The sequence below is a fragment of the Pseudomonas piscis genome (genome assembly GCF_009380155.1).
Taxonomy (GTDB): domain Bacteria; phylum Pseudomonadota; class Gammaproteobacteria; order Pseudomonadales; family Pseudomonadaceae; genus Aquipseudomonas; species Aquipseudomonas piscis.
Map to the genome: position 1 here is coordinate 1468771 of NZ_WHUV01000002.1, position 18076 is coordinate 1486846.

Annotated in this window: 17 protein-coding genes; 8 read left to right on the forward strand and 9 right to left on the reverse strand. The window is 59.1% G+C overall.

Features of this window, described 5'->3' with window-relative positions; all coding sequences use genetic code 11:
* Positions 1 to 299 precede the first annotated feature (299 nt).
* From GDH07_RS16640 to GDH07_RS16655, 4 genes are all read left to right on the forward strand, one after another.
* Positions 300 to 959 carry a hypothetical protein gene (locus GDH07_RS16640; protein WP_152898235.1) on the forward strand — a complete coding sequence of 220 codons (660 nt, stop codon included), beginning with the start codon at positions 300 to 302 and terminating at the stop codon, positions 957 to 959.
* 83 nt (positions 960 to 1042) lie between these two features.
* On the forward strand, positions 1043 to 1204 hold the full coding sequence (locus GDH07_RS16645; protein WP_152898236.1) for a DUF2986 domain-containing protein: 162 nt from the start codon (positions 1043 to 1045) through the stop codon (positions 1202 to 1204).
* A 105-nt stretch (positions 1205 to 1309) separates the two neighbouring features.
* Entirely contained in the window at positions 1310 to 1870 is a 561-nt protein-coding gene (locus GDH07_RS16650; RefSeq protein ID WP_022643704.1) for a hypothetical protein, read from the forward strand.
* Between the two features lie 75 nt (positions 1871 to 1945).
* Positions 1946 to 2659: a lecithin retinol acyltransferase family protein gene (locus GDH07_RS16655; RefSeq protein WP_152898237.1), complete on the forward strand. Its 714-nt coding sequence runs from the start codon at positions 1946 to 1948 to the stop codon at positions 2657 to 2659.
* A gap of 218 nt (positions 2660 to 2877) precedes the next feature.
* Here GDH07_RS16655 and GDH07_RS16660 read toward each other — a convergent pair whose 3' ends face one another.
* The 9 genes from GDH07_RS16660 to GDH07_RS16700 form a co-directional block, all read right to left on the reverse strand.
* On the reverse strand, positions 2878 to 4131 hold the full coding sequence (locus GDH07_RS16660) for an MFS transporter (RefSeq protein WP_152898238.1): 1254 nt from the start codon (positions 4129 to 4131) through the stop codon (positions 2878 to 2880).
* A 787-nt stretch (positions 4132 to 4918) separates the two neighbouring features.
* Positions 4919 to 5572 (reverse strand): epoxyqueuosine reductase QueH, encoded by a 654-nt coding sequence (locus GDH07_RS16665; protein ID WP_031321478.1) that lies wholly within the window; start codon positions 5570 to 5572, stop codon positions 4919 to 4921.
* A 115-nt stretch (positions 5573 to 5687) separates the two neighbouring features.
* Positions 5688 to 6197, reverse strand: coding sequence for a flavin reductase family protein (locus tag GDH07_RS16670; protein WP_031321477.1), 510 nt, complete (start codon positions 6195 to 6197; stop codon positions 5688 to 5690).
* A gap of 103 nt (positions 6198 to 6300) precedes the next feature.
* Positions 6301 to 7329, reverse strand: a complete 1029-nt coding sequence (locus GDH07_RS16675) for a methionine synthase (protein WP_172681676.1) — start codon at positions 7327 to 7329, stop codon at positions 6301 to 6303.
* A gap of 26 nt (positions 7330 to 7355) precedes the next feature.
* The gene (locus GDH07_RS16680) at positions 7356 to 8339 is read right to left on the reverse strand and encodes a DUF1852 domain-containing protein (RefSeq protein WP_152898240.1); all 984 of its coding nucleotides are present in this window, start codon (positions 8337 to 8339) and stop codon (positions 7356 to 7358) included.
* Positions 8340 to 8753: 414 nt separating this feature from the next.
* Positions 8754 to 9302 (reverse strand): cupin domain-containing protein, encoded by a 549-nt coding sequence (locus GDH07_RS16685; protein ID WP_022641033.1) that lies wholly within the window; start codon positions 9300 to 9302, stop codon positions 8754 to 8756.
* Positions 9303 to 9621: 319 nt separating this feature from the next.
* Positions 9622 to 10902 carry an NAD(P)/FAD-dependent oxidoreductase gene (locus tag GDH07_RS16690; protein WP_152898241.1) on the reverse strand — a complete coding sequence of 427 codons (1281 nt, stop codon included), beginning with the start codon at positions 10900 to 10902 and terminating at the stop codon, positions 9622 to 9624.
* A gap of 52 nt (positions 10903 to 10954) precedes the next feature.
* Positions 10955 to 12445, reverse strand: coding sequence for an aldehyde dehydrogenase (locus tag GDH07_RS16695; protein WP_152898242.1), 1491 nt, complete (start codon positions 12443 to 12445; stop codon positions 10955 to 10957).
* Positions 12446 to 12478: 33 nt separating this feature from the next.
* Positions 12479 to 13855, reverse strand: a complete 1377-nt coding sequence (locus tag GDH07_RS16700; RefSeq protein ID WP_022641037.1) for a glutamine synthetase family protein — start codon at positions 13853 to 13855, stop codon at positions 12479 to 12481.
* Positions 13856 to 14121: 266 nt separating this feature from the next.
* Here GDH07_RS16700 and GDH07_RS16705 point away from each other — a divergent pair, with 266 nt between their 5' ends.
* The 4 genes from GDH07_RS16705 to GDH07_RS16720 all read left to right on the forward strand — a co-directional run bounded on the left by GDH07_RS16705 (position 14122) and on the right by GDH07_RS16720 (position 18063).
* Complete coding sequence (locus tag GDH07_RS16705) at positions 14122 to 14877, forward strand: gamma-glutamyl-gamma-aminobutyrate hydrolase family protein (protein ID WP_053136438.1); 756 nt, start codon at positions 14122 to 14124, stop codon at positions 14875 to 14877.
* A gap of 227 nt (positions 14878 to 15104) precedes the next feature.
* Positions 15105 to 16247: a polyamine ABC transporter ATP-binding protein gene (potA, locus tag GDH07_RS16710; RefSeq protein ID WP_053136440.1), complete on the forward strand. Its 1143-nt coding sequence runs from the start codon at positions 15105 to 15107 to the stop codon at positions 16245 to 16247.
* A gap of 41 nt (positions 16248 to 16288) precedes the next feature.
* On the forward strand, positions 16289 to 17170 hold the full coding sequence (locus GDH07_RS16715) for an ABC transporter permease subunit (RefSeq protein ID WP_177409115.1): 882 nt from the start codon (positions 16289 to 16291) through the stop codon (positions 17168 to 17170).
* Positions 17167 to 18063 (forward strand): ABC transporter permease subunit, encoded by an 897-nt coding sequence (locus GDH07_RS16720; protein ID WP_152898243.1) that lies wholly within the window; start codon positions 17167 to 17169, stop codon positions 18061 to 18063. Before GDH07_RS16715 ends, GDH07_RS16720 begins: the two co-directional genes overlap by 4 nt.
* Positions 18064 to 18076 lie beyond the last annotated feature (13 nt).

Sequence of the window (18076 nt, forward strand, 5' to 3'; positions counted from 1 at the left end):
CAATTGCAAGCAAGATCGCTGCGTTATCGATACGGCCCCGTCCAGCCCTGGGTATCGGGCAGTATCGAACAGCATGTTTCACCCTGGAACCTGGGGTACCGACCCTGGCTCGACACCTGACTGATGCTCTGGCGAAGTGGGTAACAACAAGTCCAGACACCAAGCCCGCACGATCCGGCATGGCCCATATCCTGATCGTGGCCCCATTGAAATACACCGACGCGCGCCTGCTACACTCGCGTCCCGATCCACCTGTCGATGACCACAGGCATTGGTCTCTCAATTGAAAGGACGCTTCCATGAACAAGGCGCTCTACAGCCTTTGTGCCACCACCCTGGCGCTGTCGCTCGACGCGGCCCACGCCGCCTCCGTGGCCGAGGTCTTCACCGGCGACATGCTGGGCACCAACCAGCGCTACTTCGAATCGATCGCCGGAATCCCCCGGGAGTCCAACGGCAATGCCCATGTGTTCAAGGTCCAGGGTTGCCAGATCACCGCAACGGTAGAAGGCGGCAAGGTCAGCGCCCTGCGCATGGAGCTGGGCCCCAAATGCCAGGCCGACCTGACCCAGTTCGTCGGTACCTATGCCCCTGCTCCCGGCCAGCCTCTGACCCTGGGCGCCTTCGAGGCTTCATCCGGCGGCGGCCTGAGCTATAGCGCCGACTGCCTGAGCATGTGCGGCAACGCCGCGGACCCTTCGGTCTATGCGCTGTGGGAAGGACCCCATGCCGTGGACTTCAAGCAGGTAATGCTGGAAGTGACGCTGGTCTCGGATGCCGCGATCAACGCCGCCGACCAATGGGCGAGCCAGATGCAAAAGGCCGAAGGCGAGGACTATGTGATGGAAACGCGCTTCAACTGCGACCAGAAATACGCCACCGCAGCCCAGAAAGCCTTTGAAAAGGTCCAGGTCACCGCGGTCACCATAGGCACCGACCTCAAGGGTCCAGGCTGCTGAGACGACACGCGGCAACCCCAGCGCGCCCAGGGATCCAGCTCAAGCTGATATCATCCGCGCGCTTGTCCCCCAGGTAGAGAACGATGAACCGTCGCAAGAAAATCAAGCAGCTGCTGGACGCCCACGCCAAGAAAGCCAAGGCCAAGCTGGCACCGAAAAACAAGCCCAAGTACATCTGCAAGGCTGACCGCTTGAAGCTGGCCGAGGAAGCCGCCCGTGAGGCCCAGGCCGCTGCCCAGAGCTGAGTGAAATGCCCTGGTGCCGCAGCGCATGATGCCAGCCATGCTCGAGGGCACGAACGCCAGGGCCAGACGATTTACGGACAATGACAGAGGGATGCTGTGAGTCGAGTGATCAATCGTGTAATCCAGCAAGCCGCACAGAACTTCGCCGATAGCCTGAGTGCGTTCTACCCCTCCTATGGCCGCAATGGCATGAACGAACGCAACCTCACCTTTCAACTGGCCAATGCCTTTGGCGCACGCAACAACGCCCATGCCTTCATGGAAGTGCCGTTTCTCAACCCACTGACCCAGCGCTATGAGTATCGGATCGACTGCATGCTGTTCGACAAGGAGCGCGTGTTCTTTGTCGAGGCCAAGCGCCTGTTCACGCCGAAAAAAGCCGCGCAACTGCGTATCGACTTCCAGCGCATGGGGACGGAGAACCTGGCCCCGGTCCTGGAGAAGTTCGTCGCCCCTTCCACCAAGGCGCGCACGGTCTATCGCCTGATACTGGCCGAAACCTGGCATAAGAACATCGTCAGCTGGTGGCGGATGGAAGACAGCACCCGGGCCTGGGACAACAGTTGGCTGCCAGACGATCGCGGCGTAGTCGAGGTCAAGACCTTCGACAACCAAAGAACCCTGTACTGGCTGTATGCCTATGAGCAGTTGGAGATTCCGGCATAGCTTGGGTGGCGAGGATCAAGGCCGGGATGCTTGCAAGGACCGCTGGTAAAGCACACAACTGGAGCACTATTGGACATGTACCCCACCGGAACTCATCTGATTGTTGGTCGATGCCTCTATACCCACCACGGGATCTTTGTCGGCAGGAATCGCGTGATCCACTATTCCGGCATGGGTTCGGGCCTGCATAAGGGCTGTATCGAATCGACCAGCCTGGAAGCTTTCCTGCAAGGCAAGCAAGCCAGGGCCAGGACTTACAAGAAGGTCTATTTCCGCGGCCCCGAGATCTGCCGCCGGGCTCGCTCGCGACTGGGCGAAGATCAATACAACCTGCTGTTCAACAACTGCGAGCATTTCGCCACTTGGTGCGCCACCGATCGGCACTCCAGCAAACAAGTCGAGGCAGCAAGGCAACGACTGGGCGCAGCAGCCACGGCCCACTTGCTGGGGCGCCAGGCCGCGAAGCAGGCCGCAGGGCAAACCACCAAGGCCCTGCTCGGCAAAGGAGCAACCACCGCTGCACGCCAGATGCTGGCCGGACAGGCAACCAGGACTGCAACCAACCATATGGCCCGCTCATTGGCCGGCCAGGCCATGGCCAAGGGAGCAGTCGGCACCGTTGCTGGTTTCGCTGCCACTAGTGGAGTTTCCAGCATGGCTGCTGCAGGACTTGGCGTGGTGGGGCTGGCCGGCGGGACAGCCCTTGCTCCAGCGGTGGCAACAGTAGCAGTCGCGGCAGGTGCGGCTTATGTGGTCAGTAGCATCTGGGACTGGATTACGGACTGGTAACGAACCGCGGGACAGGAACCCTCTAGTTCGAGCCCCCTGTCCAACCAACAGGCGACCCAAAACGTCGCCTTTTTTCGTATCGTCAGGGCTAGACCCACATCACCCAGGCTCGACGTTCATTCTGGGGCAACGCTTTATCGTCAAGTTTCAACCCCACCGAAGTATCGCTGAGCCCAGTTAGGGATATCGAGCAGCTAAGTATTGATGAGTACCTTGCTTCAAGCGCGCATGGCGGAATCCAGCTTGGGGTGCTTGTCTTTATAGTAAAGCTCCGCATCCGCTGCATCTTCCAGAAATCCCCAAACAGACCTTGCAAGTACGGAGGACAACAAGATAACCGTGAAGATCCCCCCATGTACCCATAGCAAACCACCGATACCAAACTGCGTTACTGCAGAACCCATGAGCATAAAGGAAGCCGAGTTCGCAAGCTGATTGATAACAAGAGTGGCTGCCGTCAATCGGATGCGAACTCCAGGAGGCACTGAAACGGTTCTTTTATCCATCCCGACAAGAGCAATGGAAGCACTGCTAGCCCCTGCAACAAAGAGGCACACAGCCAACTGCCAAATCTCTACCGAAAGAGCTGAAGCACTGAGAGAAGCACTCAGCAGTGCCCAAAGCGCTAGGTACCTATTACGCTGATGCTCTTTTCCGGCAATAAAAGGACTAAGCCAAAACAGCCCCGCGACAGATCCCCCTGCAAATATAGCGTTGAATAGACCTACACTGCTTTCAGCAAGATCATGTGCATGGATCTGGTTCGGAACCAGCATGGGCAAGGTAGCGGTCATTGCCAGGCAGAGTAAAAGACCAGATAGAGTCAAGAACCGTTCCGGCGGAAGAATGAGTTTTAGCTTGATACCTAAAAACATGTCCTGGACGCGTTCGATAGATGATTTGACCCGCTTCAGATCAGGCTCCACCCCATTGGGCAACATGAGTGCAAAAATCAGGGCCGCCACACCCACCATTGCGGAAAAAAGCAGGGCAGCTTGCGACGAAATCATGCCAATGGCAGCCCCTGCCAACAACGGACCGACTACCCGGCTGATAGTGACGACAATACGGCGGATGCGAAATGCATACTCTATACGATGCTTCTCTACTGTTTCAGCCGGATATATACCAAACAGCGACTGGACAACACCAAAGGCTGATACGGCAAAAATATCAATTATCGTTAAAGCCTCTATCGAATATGAAACAGAAACAGAAAAGTAACGAAGGATGCCAGTCAACAGAATTATCGTGCAGCCGGCTTTGAGCGCGGTACCACGCCGCATGCCCTCGACACGGGGAGCTAAAAACAGTATGGAAATGACGGCAGCGACGGCAAGTATTGTTTCGTAGGTTGCCAGTTCAAGCAGGCCTCCCCGCTGCACTATGACAAGAGGTACCGTCGCGTTCCAGCAGCCGAGGTATATGCATATCAATGCTTCAAGGCAAAGGTATCTTCGAAAAATGTTCAAGCCATATATCCTTTCCCCACATGAGATCTACAACAGCCATCTGCCGTTGCAGCCCTCATGCACTACGGTTATCCCGCCATGAAATGGCTTGACATTGAAGCGACCAATGCCAACTTCGCATCTTTGAAATTCCGCGCCACTCTCCAGGCATCGCCAATACTTCAATACTTTTACACCCCAAGGATCTGGCGACGACCGAGAAACATGCTGCTCGCAAATAACTTGTCTCTTGATGAGGCCTAAAGCGCCAACGAATCAATTAGACGCTTAAAAACGTCTACCCGACATATCAAGCAGAAACACCATGAATATATTCAGGACCTTGCAGTTGGCTTGGTGAGGCGCAGCGGACTATTTCATAGATCGAGGAAAATCTTCAAGGATCGAAAAACTTTATGCTTATACTCAATATCCATATCGGCTACCCATCGGCGATGAACAACCTGAAATGCTATTGCAGCGCCGCCCAGGCAAAGGAAAACATCGAGATGGCCATAAGCATTCAATTAAACCTGCCCCTTGAATAGAAAGAGGGCGAATATCCTCGCGAGCCCGCATAACTCAAGGCCGGATGGCTTCACTCCAAGACTCTAAGATCACCTCTGCCTCTGCAAAGTAGCCCAGTGACTCAGGCGTCACTGACGCAGCCCATCACCAGCTTTGCCGCTGGGCTGCCCCGCAACTGTCGGGATCGACCGGACGGGCCGCCTGATACCCCAAGATGCCTTGCTTTTCAGGCTCTGATGAAGGATTGGGAACAAGCTTCGCGACGTAAACGAAGGCTCGATCACTCATCGTCCCCGTAGTACTTGACGCCAATGCGGATGATGTCTCGTCCCTGGTCCTTGCGGTGGTGGTTGGTATCGCGCAGTGAGTAGATGCAACCACAGTACTCTTGCTGGTAGAAACGTTCGCGCTTGCTGATTTCGATCATCCGCGCCGAACCACCGCCCTTGCGCCAGTTGTAATCCCAATAGGTGATCCCCGGATACTTTTGCGCGCTGCGGATGCCGCTATCGGTGATTTGCTTCATGTCTTTCCAGCGCGAGATACCCAGGGAACTGGAAATCACCCTGAAGTTGTTTTCATAGGCGTAGAGCGCAGTGCGTTCGAAGCGCATATCGAAGCACATGGTGCAGCGCGTGCCACGTTCGGGCTCATGCTCCATGCCTTTGGCCCGTTCGAACCAGTTGTCTTTGTCATAGTCGGCATCGATGAACGGCACATTGTGATCTTCGGCAAAGCGAATGTTCTCGTCCTTGCGCAATAGGTATTCCCGTTCGGGATGAATGTTGGGGTTATAGAAGAAGATGGTGTAGTCGATGCCCGAGGCGCTGATCGCCTCCATCACCTCTCCCGAACAGGGAGCGCAGCAGGAGTGCAACAGCAACTTCTGCGCACCATTGGGAAGGCTCAGCCGAGGCCTTTTGAAGTCTGGCATTGGGGGGTGTCCTGGATAGATCGCCCAGATGAAAAAACCAGAGCACGATGATGTGCTCCGGCAACCTTTAGGCAAACGTCGCTGGATGCGTGAAGCGCTCCGCGCAGATAGATGCTCAAACCGTGCTGTGTGCGGCGATGTTGCAATACTGCCCCTTGAAGTACAGCAATGGCTGCGTGGCGGCAGCTTCTTGCAGGTTCAATGCCTTCACTTCACCAATCACGATCAGATGATCGCCTGCAGCGTGCTCGGCATGAATTTCGCAATCGAGCCAGTGCAGGCTACCGGCAATGATGGGATTACCCAGCGGTGACTCCTGCCATTGGACTCCGCGCCATTTGTCCGTGCCACGGCGAGCGAACTGGTTGGAAATACTGACCTGTTCGCCTGAGAGGATATTGACGACGAACCGGCCGGCCTGGCGAATCCTTGGATAGCTGGCCGAGCTGGACATGACGCTGAACGACACCAGCGGCGGGCTCATCGAGACGCTGTAGAACGACTGGCAAGTGAAACCAATCGGTTCGCCATCGATGTGGGAGGTAATCACCGTGATACCGGATGCGTAGTGCCCGAGCGCTTCGCGAAAGCTCATAGGTTCGATAGCAGTACTAGGGAATGGCATATCAGGACCTGAATATTGGGTGCCGTACGAAAGTGCCAAGGACGGTTGAATTAGCTTGAGCTACCACCGCCCCTTTGGCATTCCTTGCGGCTCCAGCTAAGCACTAGTTCGAAAGTTCTCTTCGGACGATTTCCGCACCTGCGCTCAAAGCGCCCAGCTTGCCTCTCGCTACTTTTCGAGACAAAGGCGCCATGCCGCAGTTGGTGCAAGGATAGAGCTTGTCGGCATCGACGAACTGCAGTGCTTTTCGCAGCGTGTTGGCTACTTCTTCTGGAGTCTCAATGACGTTGGAGGCGACGTCGATAGCGCCTACCATCACCTTTTTACCGCGAATGAGTTCTATGAGGTCCATCGGCACATGGGAGTTATGGCACTCCAGTGAAACTATATCGATGCTGGATTTCTGCAGCTTGGGGAAGGCTTCTTCATATTGCCGCCACTCTGATCCCAGCGTCTTTTTCCAGTCTGTATTGGCTTTTATGCCATAGCCATAGCAGATATGTACCGCTGTTTCACATTTGAGGCCTTCAATAGCGCGCTCTAATGTGGCAACACCCCACTCGTTCACCTCATCGAAGAAGACATTGAACGCAGGCTCATCGAACTGGATGATATCGACACCAGCAGCCTCAAGCTCCCTGGCCTCTTGATTGAGGATCTTGGCGAACTCCCAAGCCAGTTTTTCACGGCTTTTATAGTGGCTGTCATAAAGCGTATCGATCATCGTCATCGGACCTGGCAGGGCCCACTTTATGGGTTGCTTGGTTTGCTGGCGCAAGAACTTGGCATCTTCGACAAATACGGGTTTTTGGCGAGTGACCGCACCCACGACCGTCGGCACGCTGGCGTCATAGCGATCACGAATCCTGACGGTCTCGCGCTTCTCGAAATCGACACCGTCCAGATGCTCAATAAAGGTGGTGACGAAGTGCTGGCGGGTTTGTTCGCCATCACTGACGATATCAATGCCTGCCTGCTGCTGCTCTTGCAATGACAAGCGCAAAGCATCCTGCTTACCCTCGACCAGCTCTTCGCCTTGCAACTTCCAAGGTGACCAGAGTTTCTCTGGTTGTGCCAGCCAGGAAGGTTTGGGCAGGCTGCCAGCGGTTGAGGTAGGGAGCAATTTCTTCACAATAGATAACCTTGTATTTTTATCATTCAAAGGGCGTAATTTGCGGACCACTGCTCGAGAATGCCTCGGTAGGGCTTGATGAAGTGCTCCTCGACAAATTGTCCCTGTTCAATGGCCAAGCGACTGCGCTCTTCTCGGTCGTAGACAATTCGGGTCAATGAATAGTCCTGATTCTTCAGGCTTGGCTGATAGGACTTTCCTGCCACAGAGTTTGCATTGTAGATTTCAGGCCGGTAAATCTTTTGAAAGGTATCCATCGTGCTGATGGTGCTGATCAACTCAAGATTAGTGTAGTCATCGAGCAAATCGCCGGAAAAATAAAAGGCCAGGGGCGCAGCACTGTTTGGCGGCATAAAATAACGAACCTTCAACCCCATCTTGTTGAAATATTCATCCGTCAGGGAATATTCATCCTGCTGGTATTCGACACCCAATACAGGATGATTGTTTTCAGTCCGATGATAGGTTCTGCTACTCGAAACACTCAGGCATATGACTGGCGGCTTGTTGAAATTCTGCTTGTACGCACTGGAGTTCACAAAGCACTTGAAGAGGTTGCCATGCAGGTCACCGAAGTTTTCCGGAGTGCTAAAATCTGGCCGCCCATTATTGTGCCCCAACAACAGCACGCTAAAGTCATAATCTCGCACATAAGACGAGAAGTTATTGCCGACAATGCCTTCGGTACGCACATTGGTCTGTCGATCGAGAATATTGGTTTTCAGTATTTCAATCAGCGGCAGGGAATCACCGCTATTGCCAACACCAAGATTCATCGCGACAGAGATAATTTCAAGCTCAACGGAATAACGATCACCCTTGGGGTTATCCCAGTGCGCCAAGGCATTGAAACGGTTATCTATCATTCTCAAGGTATTGCGCAAGTTCTCTTGGCGACTATTACCCCTGGCCAAGTTAGCGAAATTGGTAGTGATCCGTGTATTTTCGGAGGGTTGATAGTCCTCATCAAAAGAAATGCTTTTAATCGAAAATAAAAATTCGCTACTCATTTCAATCCGACACCCTAAAAGAAGAGGCAAACCAGAGGTAATTAATCGGACCTTGATTCATTCCAATTTATTTTCCGGCTTCACTTAATATTCTTTGCGATACTCACAAGTTGCATGTATTTTATGCAAACTTAATGATTGAGTGAAAATGAATTGATTTCACTGAGTCTTTAGCCATCTTCATGATGCGTTATACGGCCAACCGCAGAAGTTCTGCGGCACGGGGGCCTAGCCCCCCCAGCAGTGCGCAACGCCATTGCCTGGGGCAATCCCGGCGCAGGCGACAGCATCCCCACCACAAACGCTGCAACGGCACCCGACGGGTGTTTGCCAGGGCACAAAAAAGCCCGCGGCACATGGGCGCGGGCTCGAGCGGGGTTACAGCAGGCAATGCCGGATCAGTGCCCTGCCTGCTTAGAAGTTCGCCGGGGTGTTGGCACTGATGATCTCGGCCTCATCCTGGCCAATGTTCCTGAAGCTATGGGGCAAGGTGGTAGGGAAGTAGTAACCATCGCCCGGATTGAGCACGCTCACCTGGCCATCCACCGTCAGTTCCACGGTGCCACGGATCACCAGGCCGCACTCCTCGCCTTCGTTGTGCACGATCGGCTCTTCGCCGGAGCTGGCGCCCGGGGCGTACTGCTCGCGCAAAAAGCGCATCTGCCGGTTGGCCAGGGGGGCTCCGACCATCAACAGGCGCAGGCCGTCACGACCCAGGTCCGGTTGTTCGCTGGCACGGAATACGTATTGGTGCTCACGGGGCGGCTGGTCGAAGGTGAAGAAGTCGGCCAGGGACATGGGAATGCCTTCCAGCAGCTTTTTCAGGGAACTGACGGAGGGGCTGACGCGATTCTGTTCGATCAGGGAGATGGTGGCATTGGTAACGCCGCTACGCCGGGCCAGCTCGCGCTGGGAGAGGTTGTAGCTTTCGCGAACGAGTTTGAGTCGGGTGCCCGTGTCCATAACAGCCTTATGTGAGAGGAACTGGAGGGAATCGTGTGGCGGTTGGGTCGCGAAAATCGCGATCTGGCTGCCCCTGGAGCCGGAAAGGCGGCTATTTAAACATGTTTGACGGCGGTGCTGTAAAGGCTGGCGACAAGGGGTTTACGGGGATTTTACGGTGGATTTTCGGGGGCTGGGAGGTCCTGCGTTCGGCCGCGAAGCGGGCGCCAAGCCTGTCGACGCGTGGTGCCTGGCAAACCGCGTCATCGCTCATCGCGAGCAAGCTGCGCTCCTACATAGAACAGGAGCGCGCAGTGCCATGCTCATGCATCCTTTCAGATTAGATGCCGAAACGGTCACGCAGGGCGTAATAGGCGGCGCCCATGGCGGTCAGCGGCGCCTGGAAGGTGCGGCCGCCGATCATTGGCATGTGCGGCAGCGAGGCGAAGGCGTTGAAGCGCTCGGCATCGCCACGAATCATCTCGGCGATCAGCTTGCCGGCCAGGTGCGAGCAGGTCACGCCATGGCCGCTATAGCCTTGCATGTAGTAGGCGTTCTTCTCGATCCGGCCGAATTGCGGCATGCGCGACATGGTCAGCAAGAAGTTGCCGGTCCAGCGGTAGTCGATCTTCACGTCCTTGAGCTGGGGGAAGGTCTTGAGGATCTTCGGCCGGATCAGTTGCTCGATGTCGTTGGGCTCGCGGGCACCGTAGACCACCCCGCCGCCGTACAGCAGGCGGTTGTCACCGGTTAGACGGAAGTAGTCCAGCAGGTAGTTGCAGTCTTCCACGCAATAATTGTTGGTGATCAGGCTGCGGGCCAGTGGTTCCGGCAGCTGCTCGGTGACGACGATCTGCGAGCCGCAGGGCATGCTCTTGCGGGTCACCCGTGGGTCCAGGTCCTGCTGCAGGTAGGCGTTGCCAGCGATCAGCAGGTACTTGGCGCGGACCACGCCCTTGGCAGTGCGCACCACGTTGGGCTCGCCGTAGGTGATTTCCAGGGCCGCCGACTGCTCGAAGATCTTGCCGCCCAGGCCGATGATGGCGTTGGCCTCGCCCAGGGCCAGGTTCAGCGGGTGGATATGCCCGCCCTGCATGTCCAGCAAGCCGCCGACGTAGTTGCGGGTACCGACTTCGCGGTCGATCTGCGCCTTGTCCAGCAGCTTGAGGTTGTGGTTGCCCAACCGTTCCCAGTTGCGCTTCTGCTCGGCCAGGCCCTTGAGCTGCTTGGGGTTCAGGGCGGCGAAGATACCGCCAGGACGGTAGTCGCACTGGATATCGTAGTGCTGGATGCGCTGGCGAATGATGTCCGCGCCTTCGAAGATCATGCTGCCGAGCACCTCGGCGCTCTTTTCCCCGTAGCGCTCTTCGATCACATCCACGTCGCGGCTGTAGGAGTTGACCAATTGCCCGCCGTTGCGCCCGCTGGCGCCGAAGCCGACCTTGGCCGACTCGAGCACGGTGACGCTGTAGCCGGCCTCGGCCAGGAAGAGCGCCGAGGACAGGCCGGTATAGCCGGCGCCGATCACACAGACATCGCACTCCACCAACTGGTCGAGCTCGGGGTAATCGACGGTCCGGTTGCGGGTCGCCGTGTAATAGCTGTTCACGTAGGTTTGCATGTCGTAGTTCCCCAGCAGGTGCGGCTCGACCGCCCTGCCGTTGTTATAGGTCTTAGAGCTTGATCCAGGTCGCCTTGAGCTCGGTGTACTTGTCGAAGGCATGCAGCGACTTGTCGCGGCCATTGCCCGACTGCTTGAAGCCACCGAACGGCGCGGTCATGTCGCCGCCGTCGTACTGGTTGACCCATACGCTGCCGGCGCGCAGGCCCCGGGCGAAGCGATGGGCGCGGCTGAGGTCGCGGGTCCATACGGCAGCGGCCAGGCCGAAGATGCTGTCGTTGGCGATCTGCAGCGCCTGTTCCTCGCTGTCGAACTCGATCACCGCCAGCACCGGGCCGAAGATCTCCTCGCAGGCGATGGTCATGGCGTTGGTCACACCGTCGAAGACGGTCGGTTCGACATACAGGCCGCCGGTGCTTTCCAGGGTGCGCACACCACCGGCCAACAGCCGCCCGCCCTGCTCCTGGCCGATGCCGATGTAGCGCAGCACATTAGCCAGTTGGCGCTCATCCACCACGGCGCCGACGCGGCTGGCCGGGTCCAGCGCATGCCCGGGCTGCCAGGCCTTGAGCGCCTCCACCAGCAACGGCAGGAACTGCTCGCGGATCGACGCCTGCACCAGCAGCCGCGAGCCGGCAGTACAGACTTCGCCCTGGTTGAAGGCGATCGCCGCAGCCGCCGCTCGGGCCGCTTCGCCCAGGTCGGGTGCATCGGCGAACACCACGTTGGCGCTCTTGCCACCAGCCTCCAGCCATACCCGCTTCATGTTGCTCTGGCCAGAGTACTGCAGCAGTTGCTTGCCCACCGCGGTGGAGCCGGTGAAGGCCAGTACGTCCACGTCCATGTGCAGGGCCAGGGCCTTGCCCACGGTGTGGCCGTAGCCCGGCAGGACGTTGAACACGCCCTTGGGAATGCCCGCATCCAAGGCCAGCTGGGCGATGCGGATCGCGGTCAGCGGCGACTTTTCCGAAGGTTTGAGGATGAACGAGTTGCCCACCGCCAGGGCCGGGGCGAACTTCCAGCTGGCCATGATCAGCGGGAAATTCCACGGCACGATGGCCGCCACCACCCCCGAAGGCTCGCGGGTCACCAGGCCCAACTGGTCGTGGGGCGTGGCCGCCACTTCGTCGTAGAGCTTGTCGATGGCTTCGGCATTCCAGCGGATGGCATTGGCCGTGGCCGGGATGTCGATGGCCAGGGAATCGCTGATGGGCTTGCCCATGTCCAGGGTTTCCAGGAGCGCCAGTTCTTCCTGGTGCTCGAGGATCAGCTCAGCAAAGCGGATCAGAATGCGCTTGCGCTCGGCCGGGGCCTTGCCCGACCACACGCCGCTGGCGAAGGCCTGGCGTGCCACGGCCACGGCATGATCGGCATCGGCCTGGTCGGTACTGGCGACATTGGCCAGGAAGCGCCCGTCCACCGGGCTCAGGCATTCGAAAGTGGCGCCGCCCTGGGCAGCGCAGTACTGGCCGTCGATGAAGGCGCGACCTTCCAGGGTGAGGGATTGGAAGCGCTGCTCCCAATCGCTGCGGGATCTAGTCATGGCGAATACTCAACGCGCGAGGACACACGGCCGTCAGACCGTGTGCAGGTACCAGTTGTATTCCAGATCGGAGATGGAGTTCTCGAACTCCGCCAGCTCGCTTTCCTTGCAAGCCACGAACACGTCGATGTACATCGGGTCGATGTACCTGGCCATCACCTCGCTGTCGTCCAGCACGCGCAGGGCATCGCGCAGGTTGCTCGGCAAGCTCGGCTCGCTCTGCTCGTAGGCGTTGCCCTCCATGGCCGGGCCGGGTTCGATCTGGTTGGTCAGGCCGTGGTGGATGCCCGACAGCACCGAGGCCATCAACAGGTAGGGGTTGGCATCGGCACCGGCCACCCGGTGTTCGATGCGCACCGCGTCCGGCGAACCGGTGGGCACGCGCACGGCCACGGTGCGGTTGTCGATGCCCCAGGTCGGCGAGTTCGGCACGTAGAACTGGGCGCCGAAACGGCGGTAGGAGTTGACGTTGGGGCACAGGAAGGCCATCTGCTCCGGCAGGGTATCCAGTACGCCGCCGATGGCATGGCGCAGGGCCGCATTGGTCTCGGGGTCTTCGCTGGCGAAGATATTGTTGCCCTGCTTGTCGAGGATCGAGATGTGCACGTGCAGGCCGTTGCCCGCCTGGCCCGGGTAAGGCTTGGCCATGAAGGTGGTGTCCATCTCATGGTCGTAGGCGATGTTCTTCACCAGGCGCTTGAGCAGCACCGCGTAGTCGCAGGCCTTGATCGGGTCGGACACATGGTGCAGGTTGACCTCGAACTGCGCCGGGGCGCTTTCCTTGACGATGGCGTCGGCGGGGATGCCCTGCTCTTTCGCGCCTTCGAGGATGTCCTGCAGGCAGTCGACGTATTCGTCCAGATCGTCGATCAGGTAGACCTGGGTCGATTGCGGGCGCTTGCCGGAGATCGGCGAACGCGGCGATTGCGGCCGGCCGTTCACGTTGTCCTGGTCGATCAGGTAGAACTCCAGCTCGAAGGCGGCGCAGATGGTCAGGCCCAGCTCGTCGAACTTGCTCACCACCTGGCGCAGCACTTCGCGGGGGTCGGCGAAGAACGGCTGGCCCTCGATCTCGTGCATGGTCATCAGCAACTGCGCGGTGGGGCGCTTCTGCCAGGGCTCGACGCTCAGGGTGCCGGGGATCGGGTAGCAGATGCGGTCGGCGTCGCCGATGTCCAGGCCCAGGCCGGTGCTTTCCACCGTGGAGCCGTTGATATCCAGGGCAAACAGCGAGGCCGGCAGGTTGATGCCCTTCTCATAGACCTTGTGCAGGGCGGTACGCTCGATGCGCTTGCCGCGCACCACACCGTTCATGTCCGCAATCAGCAGATCGACGTAGAGAACCTCGGGATGTTTTTTCAGGAAGGCGTTGGCTTCATTGAGCTGAATGGCACGCGGGGGGACCGACATGATGCACCTATCGTGTTAATTATTATGTTCACTGCGGTGACGCATCAGCAGTCAATCCGAAAGAAAAACCGAAGTCAATAGCCCCACAGGGCGCCGATTCGTTAATTATTTTGCCCCATGAAAACCAAATAAGCCTCAGCACCTGCGACACTCAAGGCTTTCAGATGAAATGCGTTTAGAATTTTTTACATGGAAGTTGTTAATTAAAATCAACGAGGATAAGCTCTGGAAAAACTCGTTCCAGCGTGAATTTCGAGGTGATAAAAATGGCATTCAAGCCATTGATCGGCGTTACTGCGTGCGTCAAAGAGATCGGTCTGCATCCCTACCACGTCAGCGGCGACAAGTACTTGCGTGCGGTCAGCGTCGCGGCCGAAGGCCTGCCCCTGGTCATTCCTTCCCTGGCGGACCTGGTCGATATCCAGGATCTGCTGCACAACCTGGACGGGCTGTTGTTCACCGGCTCGCCATCCAATGTCGAACCCTTCCACTATCAGGGCCCGCCCAGCGAACCGGGTACCGCCCATGATCCGCAACGCGATGCCACCACCCTGCCCCTGCTGCGTGCGGCCGTCGCCGCCGGCGTGCCGGTGCTCGGTATCTGCCGCGGCTTCCAGGAAATGAACGTGGCCTTCGGTGGCAGCCTGCACCAGAAGGTCCACGAGCTGCCGGGCTTTCTCGATCACCGTGAAGCCGACGATCCGCGCATCGAGGTGCAGTACGCCCCCGCGCACCCGGTGGCGATCCAGCCCGGCGGGGTCTTCGCGGCCATGGGCCTGGATGGCGAGATCCAGGTCAACTCGATCCACAGCCAAGGCATCGATCGCCTGGCCCCGGGCCTGCGGGTCGAGGCCGTGGCGCCGGACGGCCTGATCGAGGCGGTATCGGTGGAACACAGCAAGGCCTTCGCCTTCGGCGTGCAGTGGCACCCGGAATGGCAGGTGCTGTCGAACCCGGCCTACCTGCGGATCTTCCAGGCCTTCGGCGACGCCTGCCGGCAACGAGCCGCGCAGCGCCGCTAAGCCCTGCGCGTCGCGCATTTGCACCTGAAACAACACGCCCTGCCCCATGGCGCGTGCCCTCGTGCGCGCCCCACATTCGGCGTGAGCGGCAAACGGCAAGACCACAACAACAAATAGCGTCAGGCCGCCAGGGAGGCGGCGCCGAATCAGCCCGCCCCCCGGGCTGGCAATCAACCTTTAGGCCGGGCCGAATTGGCCGGGCTGCTGACATCTGTTGGGAGTTTCACATGGCAAACGCCTCCAGCACTTACCGGAAGGCCCTCGAAGGCCACCCGAGCCCGCAGAAGGTTCTGGTGAAGATCGACCGCGTGACCAAGAAGTTCGACGAAACCGTAGCCGTGGACGATGTGTCCCTGGAGATCCACCAGGGTGAGATCTTCGCCCTGCTGGGCGGTTCCGGCTCCGGCAAGTCCACCCTGCTGCGCATGCTCGCCGGGTTCGAGCGGCCCACCGAGGGACGCATCTTGCTGGATGGCGTGGACATCACCGACATGCCGCCCTACGAACGACCGATCAACATGATGTTCCAGTCCTATGCCTTGTTCCCCCACATGACCGTGGCCCAGAACATCGCCTTCGGCCTCAAGCAGGACCGTTTGCCGGCAGACGAGATCGACGCCCGGGTCGGCGAGATGCTCAAGCTGGTGCACATGACCCAGTACGCCAAGCGCAAGCCGCACCAATTGTCCGGTGGCCAGCGCCAGCGCGTGGCCCTGGCCCGTTCCCTGGCCAAGCGGCCGAAGCTGCTGTTGCTCGACGAGCCCATGGGCGCCCTGGACAAGAAGCTGCGCTCGCAGATGCAGCTGGAACTGGTGGAGATCATCGAGCGTGTGGGGGTGACCTGCGTGATGGTGACCCACGACCAGGAAGAAGCCATGACCATGGCCCAGCGCATCGCCATCATGCACCTGGGCTGGATCGCCCAGACCGGCAGCCCGGTGGACATCTACGAAGCCCCGGTGAGCCGCCTGGTGTGCGAGTTCATCGGCAACGTCAACGCCTTCGAAGGCACCGTCACCGAAGACCTGGAAGGCTACGCCATCATCGACTGCCCGGACCTGGCGCAGCAGATCTACGTCGGCCATGGGGTCAGCACCTCGGTCCAGGACAAGTCGGTGACCTACGCCATCCGCCCGGAAAAGATGCTGGTCACCACCCTCAAGCCGGAGTCGCGCTACAACTGGTCCCGGGGCAAGGTCCACGACATCGCCTACCTGGGCGGCCACTCGGTGTTCTACGTCGAGCTGCCCGGCGGCAAGATCGTCCAGTCGTTCATGGCCAACGCCGAGCGCCGCGGCGCCCGGCCGACCTGGGATGACGAGGTCTACGTCTGGTGGGAAGACGACAGCGGCGTGGTGCTGCGCGCATGAGGACCTCGACCATGACCCTGGACCGCAAACTACTGCGCATGTTGCCCTCTGGCCGCAAGCTGGTGATCGGCATCCCCTTCCTCTGGCTGTTCCTGTTCTTCATGCTGCCGTTCTTCCTGGTGATGAAGATCAGCTTCTCCGAAGCAGCCCTGGCGATCCCGCCCTACACCGAGATCTATGCCTACGCCGAACAGAAATTCCAGCTGCTGCTGAACCTGGGCAACTACGCCATGCTCGCCAGCGACGAGCTGTACCTCTCGGCCTACCTGGGCTCGCTGAAGGTGGCGCTGATCAGCACCCTGCTGTGCCTGGCGGTGGGGTTCCCCATGGCCTACGCCATCTCCCGGGCCAGCAAGGAAACCCAGAACGTGCTGGTGCTGCTGATCATGATGCCGACCTGGACCGCGATCCTGATCCGCGTCTATGCCTGGATGGGCATCCTGAGCAACAACGGCCTGCTCAACAGCTTCCTGCTGTGGACCGGGCTGATCAGCCAGCCGCTGGAGATCCTCAACACCAACCTCGCGGTGTACATCGGCGTGGTCTACGCCTACCTGCCGTTCATGGTGCTGCCGCTGTACGCCAACCTGGTCAAGCATGACCAGAGCCTGCTGGAAGCCGCCGCCGACCTGGGTTCGAGCAACTTCAACAGCTTCTGGAAGATCACCGTGCCCCTGGCCAAGAACGGCATCATCGCCGGCTGCATGCTGGTGTTCATCCCGGTGGTGGGCGAATTCGTGATCCCGGAACTGCTGGGTGGCCCGGAAACCCTGATGATCGGCCGCGTGCTGTGGCAGGAGTTCTTCAACAACCGTGACTGGCCGGTGGCCTCGGCCCTGGCGGTGGTGATGCTGGCGATCCTGATCGTGCCGATCCTGCTGTTCAACCGCAGCCAGGCCAAAGAGATGGAGGGACGGGCATGAAACGCTTTGAATTTTCCAAACTGATGCTGGTGCTCGGCTTGTCGTTCATCTACCTGCCGATGCTGATCCTGGTGATCTACTCGTTCAACGCCTCCAAGCTGGTGACGGTCTGGGGCGGCTGGTCGGTGAAATGGTACGTGGGCCTGCTGGACAATCAGCAACTGATGGGCTCGGTACTGCGCTCCCTGGAAATCGCCTGCTACACCGCCGTGGCGGCGGTGGCCCTGGGCACCCTGGCGGCCTTCGTGCTGACCCGGGTCACCCGCTTCAAGGGCCGCACCCTGTTCGGCGGCCTGGTCACCGCGCCGCTGGTGATGCCCGAGGTGATCACCGGCCTGTCGCTGTTGCTGCTGTTCGTGGCCATGGCGCAATTGATCGGCTGGCCCATGGAGCGCGGGATCGCCACCATCTGGATCGCCCACACGACATTCTGCGCAGCCTACGTAGCCGTGGTAGTCTCCGCGCGCCTGCGTGAACTGGACCTGTCCATCGAAGAAGCGGCCATGGACTTGGGAGCGCGGCCCTTCAAGGTGTTCTTCCTGATTACCATCCCGATGATCGCCCCGTCCCTGGCGGCGGGCGGCATGATGTCCTTCGCCCTGTCGCTGGACGACCTGGTGCTGGCCAGCTTCGTGTCCGGCCCGGGCTCCACCACCTTGCCGATGGAAGTCTTCTCGGCAGTGCGCCTGGGGGTCAAGCCGGAGATCAACGCGGTGGCCAGCCTGATTTTGCTGGCGGTATCGCTGGTGACCTTCCTGGTCTGGTACTTCGGCCGACGCGCCGAGGAAGCCCGCAAGCGGGCGATCCAGGAGGCCATGGAGTTCACAGCCAACGAAGCGTGGAGCCCCACAGCCGCCAGGCCCCAGGCCAAGCGGCAGCCGGCGACGGCTTGAACCCTTGTGTGAC